Raw genomic sequence first — 5,870 nt, forward strand, 5'->3', positions numbered from 1 at the left:
CGTCAATGACGGCGGGCTGTACGAGAAAGCGCGCAAGCGCTTTGGGCCGGATGAAGCGATGCTTGTTAAACCATATATGATGGCGGAAGACTTCTCGAATTATCAGCGCAGGATACCCGGTCTTTATACGTTCATTGGGATCGGCGAAGGCGAGGATACGCCGCCGCTGCACGCAAGCTGCTTTGAATTTAACGAACAGGCACTATTAAATGGTGTAGAATACTTCTTGAGGGTAACGGATTTTGAGTGATCAGTATGAGGCGCTTGCAGGGGTGTATGATGCGCTGATGTACGACGCCGGATACGACGAATGGGCGGCATACATCTTAAAGCTGTTAGATCATGCACAGGTGCCAAAGGGAAGCAGGGTGCTGGAATATGCGTGCGGTACTGGTAATATCACGCTGCCGCTGGCAAAGGCCGGATTTGCTATAGTTGCAATGGACATATCGGAGGAAATGCTTTTTGCGGCGCAGGAAAAGACACGCAGGCAGGCGCTGTGTGTGGAATATGCGGCAGGGGATATGTGTAGTTTTGTGTTGAACAAGCCTGCAGATGTAGCTGTATGCGCATGTGACGGTGTGAATTATGTGCTGGAGGAAAAACAGCTTGCGGTGTTTTTTAGGCAGGTATACAGCAACCTGAAAAAGGACGGTGCGTTTTTGTTCGACATCAGCTCCCACTATAAATTAGCGCATGTGCTTGGAAATGAATTTTACTTTGACGACGGTGACGGGCAAACATATTTCTGGCAGAATGCATACGATGAAAATACGAAGCTGCTTGCAATGGATATCATCCTTTTTGTAGCAGAGGGGGAAGGTTACAAACGATATGATGAGCGTCATACACAGCGTGCGTGGACGCAGAAAGAAATAACAGCGGCGCTGCAGACAGCGGGGTTTGAAGATATAAACGCGTATGCGTTTTTAACGGACAAGCATCCTGCGAAGCAGGAAGAAAGAATACAGTTTACAGCAATCAGAAAGGACTAGAAGATGAGTGATGTTTTGGTGCGGGCAATGGTCAACAAGGAACTTGCGGTATGCGCGTGCAATATTTCAAAAATGGTGGAGGAAGCGCGCAATATCCATGACACGCTGCCGGTAGGCACGATCATTTTAGGCAGGACGCTCGCAGCGGGAACGATGATGGCCTCTATGTTGAAAAATGACAGTGATAAATTTACGCTGATGATCAACGGAGGCGGGCCGGCGGGAACGGTGATGGCGGTCAGTGGCGCAAACCTTCATATGAAGGCGTATATCGCAAATCCGAAGGTCAATACGCCGCCCAATGAAAAAGGCGGTTTTAATATTACGGATGCGGTCGGTAAAGAAGGCTTTGTTACCGTGATCAAAGACCTTGGGCTCAAAGATCCGTATATCGGTAAGACGCCGGTCGTGAATGGTGAGATCGGCGAGGACGTAGCATGTTACCTGATGACGTCTGAGCAACAGCCGTCTATCGTGTATGTCAATACCTGGCTGGAAACGGATATGAGCGTTGTGAATGCAGGCGGCATCATTATTCGCCCCATGCCCGGCTGCAGTGAGGAGACGCTGCAGGCGGTCGAGCAGCGCGTGCCGGAAATATCTAACTTTGCAATGTACGCGTTTTCGGACACGGTCGAGAATGTGCTGAAAAAAATATTTGACGGCATGGAGCTGGATATCTTGGATACACAGGAGCCTCTCTTGCAATGCGATTGTTCTAAGGAACGGTTGGAGCAGATGGTGATTTCTCTTGGAAAAAATGAGATAGAAGATATGATAGAGCAGGACAAAGGCGCAGAGATCGTATGCAGGTTCTGTAATAAAAAATACTGGTTTGACGCGCAGGAGCTCGATGACCTGCTAAAACTTGCAACAAAGGAATAATGATGGGAAAAGCAAAAATACTTGAATTCAATAAACCTGCGGATTTTTATTCGCGGACAGCACAGAAGATGACAGAGTCTTCCAATTATCTGGGGGCTTTGTCTATGATGCGCCACGCGCTTGAAAAGGACAAAGACAATGCGGAATATACGATGCAAATGGCTGAGATACTGACAGGACTGGGGAAGTACGAGGAATCGAACAGCTTGTTGTTTGATTTGCTGTTACACAGCGACGAGCTTCGCAACGAATGTTTTTTCGGCATGGGATGTAACTTTATCGGCCTCAATGACTTTGAGAAAGCGCAGGAAAGCTTTGAAAAATATATGGATGAAGACCCGTATGGGGAATTTGCTGACGAGATCGAAGACTTTCTGATGCTCTTTGACGATGCAATGGAATATGAAGACCAGCTTTTAGAGGATGCAAAGGAGCGCGAATATCAAAAACTGGCACAAGAGGGGAAACGGCTGCTCGACGACGGCAACTATGAGCAGGCGGTCAAAGTGCTGCGTAAGATCGATACCAATAATCCGGAATTATTATTTGCCAAAAATAATTTGGCGCTCTCTTATTACTGTATCAAAGAGCTTGATCTGGCGGTTGATGCTGCAAAAAGTGTCTTGTCTATCGACAAGAGCAACATCCATGCCAACTGCAACATGGCGATATTTTTGACTGAAAAAGGCGAGATGAAGAAGGCGGACGAATATCTAGCGGCTGCCTTGCGCCAGCCACTTGAAGTGCAGGACGATATTTTTAAGGCGGCGATCACCCTGTGCGAACTGAAACGCCATGCAGATGCACTAAAATACCTTACAAACTTTTTGTCTACAAGTCCGTACGATGAAAAAGCGTTGTTCTTTGCGGGCATCGCATCGTATAACCTAAAGCGCTACCCCGACGCGGTAAAGTATCTGACGGATATCACAAAGCTTGATCCGGGCGACAGCGTGGCGGCATACTATGTCAGCCATGTAAAAGCCGCGATGGAGGATGAAACGCTGTTTGAGGAGGTCGGATATATTTATCAGGTTCCGCCTAAGGAAGCGAGAAACCGCATGAAATATCTCAACGACTGCATCAAACTGCCTGAGCAGGTATTTCACGGCATGTGGCAAAATGACAAAAAGCTTAATGATGTGATCTTATGGGGACTTGAATATGGCGATCTGTTTATCAAGCGTGCGGTCGCGGAGATCGTCGGCGGATTTGGCGGAGAAAAAGCGGAGCATGTGCTGCGGCGTTATATTTTACGCAGAAATCAGCCGGACGAAGTGAAAAACGACATCTTTGTGATACTCAAACGTATGAAGGCAGCAGAACCGTACGTTGCGTATTTCAACGGTGGTGTTGTGGAAGTGAAGGTCGGCATGGCCGATGCGGAAAAGGGTGCGGGATACAAAGAGCTTTTTGATTTATTGGTTGCAAAAACCAAAGAGCATTATTCTGACAATATGGCAGGAAAAGCGGCAGGCCTGCTAAAAAAATACAAGGAAATAGGACATGGCGAAGCTTATATTGCGGAACCAAATGAATTTGCCGCGGCGATCACATTCGTTGTGCTCTATTTCAGTGAAATGACGCAGGAGCCGTCGGCTGTTGCGAAAATTTATGGCGCGGATGTAGACAGGATGTCCGGTATGGTAATGGACATCATCAATGTCATTGAAGCAGATGAGGAAGAATGAATATGATAACATTTGAGGATATCAAAAAGAACGAGAAAATCAGGACGATGGTGGAAAAGGCGAACAGCAACTTAGAAACGCTTGGTTACACTGATCACGGACCACGCCATGTGGGTTACGTCAGCCGTATTGCGGGAGAGATCCTTGAAAAGCTTGGATACAGCGAACGGGAGATCGAACTTGCAAAAATTGCAGGCTGGACGCATGACGTGGGAAATATGATCAATCGGAAATATCATCCGCTTACGGGTGCGACGATGTTATTTGACGAACTGCAGGAGCTGGGAATGGATTTTGGAGACGTATGTGATATCTGTACGGCGGTCGGGTCGCACGACGAAGAAACGGGCGCGCCTGTGAGCTCTATCGCCGCTGCGCTTATTATTGCGGACAAGGTGGACGCTTATAAAAAGCGTGTACAGAAAAAGGCCGATTCCAACGATATACACGACCGCGTTAACCTTTCCATCTATGAGACGGATATCCGTGTATCGCAGGAGAAAAACCAGATCACGTTTGAACTGAAGATGAAGGATCATGCAACGCCGATGGAATTTTTACAGATATATTTGAAACGTATGCAAATGTGTGAGGACAGCGCTAAGATTTTGGGATGTACCTTCAAGCTGGTCATCAATGGGCTTGTGATGAACAAGATCGGGGGACACCAGTCGTGAATTACAGGTGTTATGCATCTTGCGCGTTTGGCATGGAGGGGATCCTTGCAAACGAGCTGCGGGATTTTGGCTTTGAAAATGTAAGCACGCAGGATGCGCGCGTTTATTTTGATGCGGATATGCAGGGCGTTGCGAAAGCAAATGTTTTTCTGCGGACGGCAGACAGGATATATTGGGTATTAAAAGAATTTAAGGCTGTCTCGTTCGAGCAGCTTTTTGAAGGGGTGACGAGCATCCCGTTTGGGGACATCCTTCCTTCAGATGCGCGTTTTCCGGTCGACGGCAATGCGGTGCATTCGGCGCTTGGCAGTGTTTCGGATGTGCAGTCTGTCGCAAAAAAAGCGGTTGTGCGTGCGATGCAGCGCGTGTATAAGCAGGAGCGCTTTCCGGAAAACGGTAATGTGTTCAATCTTTATGTCAACATCCTAAAGGATCAGGTGACAGTCGCTCTTAATACGAGCGGGGCAGGGCTCAACCGGCGCGGATACAGGCTGAAAAATGCGCAGGCGCCTCTGAAAGAGACGCTGGCTGCATCACTGATTATGATATCACAATGGCGTACGCGGGATTTTTATGATCCGTTGTGCGGCAGCGGCACGATCGCGATCGAGGCGGCGATGATGGCAAGCCGTATGGCGCCAGGCATCAAGCGCAGGTTTGACGCGCAAAGCTATGACAACGATTTTAAGAAAGCGTTCCAGTTGGAGCGGGACTATGCAAAAAGCCTTGTCACTGAGCCGCAGATGCAGATATTTGCAAGCGACATCGACCGCAAAAGCTTAGACCTTGCGAGAGAGCATGCGCACAATATGGACGTTGCGCAATGGATCCGCTTTGACCGTAAAGACGTGAAGGACTTTGAGCAGCCGGAGCGCGCCGCTTCTATTATTACAAATCCGCCGTACGCGGTGCGCATGGGGGAAGAAAAGGAAGTGGCAACGTTATATCGTAATATGGGAAAAACGTTCCTGCCGCTTGAGGACACGTTGGTGTTCGTGATTACGGCAGATGAACAGTTTGAAAACAAATACGGCGCGAAAGCGGATAAGCGCAGGAAGCTGTATAACGGAAATATCAAATGCACGTATTATCAGTATTTTAGGAAAAAGAGATAGGAATTAAAAAACCTGACAATCAGATGATTGTCAGGTTTTTTGGTCGGGGTGACAGGATTTGAACCTGCGACCTCTTCGTCCCGAACGAAGCGCGCTACCAAACTGCGCTACACCCCGGTCATGGAGCCAACGAGCGGATTCGAACCGCTGACCTGCGCATTACGAATGCGCTGCTCTACCAGCTGAGCCACGTTGGCGTGCCATAGTGCCGACTTATAATATTTTATCAGATTTCGAATAAAAATCAACTGTTTTATGAAAAAATGTTTTTGCAAACTTTTTTGGAACCTTTTAGACATTGATTGCGTCTAAAGTTATGAAAGAATCTTAACAATTATTTAATATTATATATTTCGTGGCTGTGGAAATTGCGCTATAAAGCCTGTAATGATATAATAGTTAAAATGAAATATATTACAAAGTTGAAAAATCTTTGGGAGTACCCGGAGATTTGGGATTAAGAACAAAAACTACAAATAGGAAGGTATTTGAAATGTTTAAGAAAAT

The 5,870-nt window shown here is 47.2% G+C and carries 5 protein-coding genes, 2 tRNA genes and 1 pseudogene; 6 read left to right on the top strand and 2 right to left on the bottom strand.

What is annotated here, in order from left to right; all coding sequences use genetic code 11:
- The 6 genes and pseudogenes from VB081_RS04980 to VB081_RS05005 form a co-directional block, all read left to right on the top strand.
- Positions 1-250: pseudogene (locus VB081_RS04980) on the top strand (amidohydrolase); the annotation flags it as partial.
- Complete coding sequence (locus VB081_RS04985) at positions 243-995, top strand: class I SAM-dependent DNA methyltransferase (protein WP_323399741.1); 753 nt, start codon at positions 243-245, stop codon at positions 993-995. The pseudogene VB081_RS04980 and the gene VB081_RS04985, both read left to right, overlap by 8 nt.
- A 3-nt stretch (positions 996-998) precedes the next feature.
- Positions 999-1,880, top strand: coding sequence for an Hsp33 family molecular chaperone HslO (gene hslO / locus VB081_RS04990; RefSeq protein WP_323399742.1), 882 nt, complete (start codon positions 999-1,001; stop codon positions 1,878-1,880).
- A complete protein-coding gene (locus tag VB081_RS04995) occupies positions 1,880-3,571 on the top strand; it encodes a tetratricopeptide repeat protein (RefSeq protein WP_323399743.1) in 1,692 nt (563 codons plus the stop codon). The genes hslO and VB081_RS04995 overlap by 1 nt, the downstream gene beginning before the upstream one ends.
- A 2-nt stretch (positions 3,572-3,573) precedes the next feature.
- A complete protein-coding gene (locus tag VB081_RS05000) occupies positions 3,574-4,248 on the top strand; it encodes an HD domain-containing protein (RefSeq protein ID WP_323399744.1) in 675 nt (224 codons plus the stop codon).
- The gene (locus VB081_RS05005; protein WP_323399745.1) at positions 4,245-5,363 is read left to right on the top strand and encodes a THUMP domain-containing class I SAM-dependent RNA methyltransferase; all 1,119 of its coding nucleotides are present in this window, start codon (positions 4,245-4,247) and stop codon (positions 5,361-5,363) included. The genes VB081_RS05000 and VB081_RS05005 overlap by 4 nt, the downstream gene beginning before the upstream one ends.
- Before the next feature lie 40 nt (positions 5,364-5,403).
- On the opposite strand, the gene VB081_RS05010 is transcribed toward VB081_RS05005, so the two are convergent.
- Positions 5,404-5,480, bottom strand: a tRNA-Pro gene (locus tag VB081_RS05010).
- A 4-nt stretch (positions 5,481-5,484) separates the two neighbouring features.
- A tRNA-Thr gene (locus VB081_RS05015) sits at positions 5,485-5,560 on the bottom strand.
- Positions 5,561-5,870: the final 310 nt, after the last annotated feature.

It is taken from the genome of Christensenella sp. (assembly GCF_034927525.1).
Taxonomy (GTDB): Bacteria; Bacillota; Clostridia; order Christensenellales; family Christensenellaceae; genus Christensenella.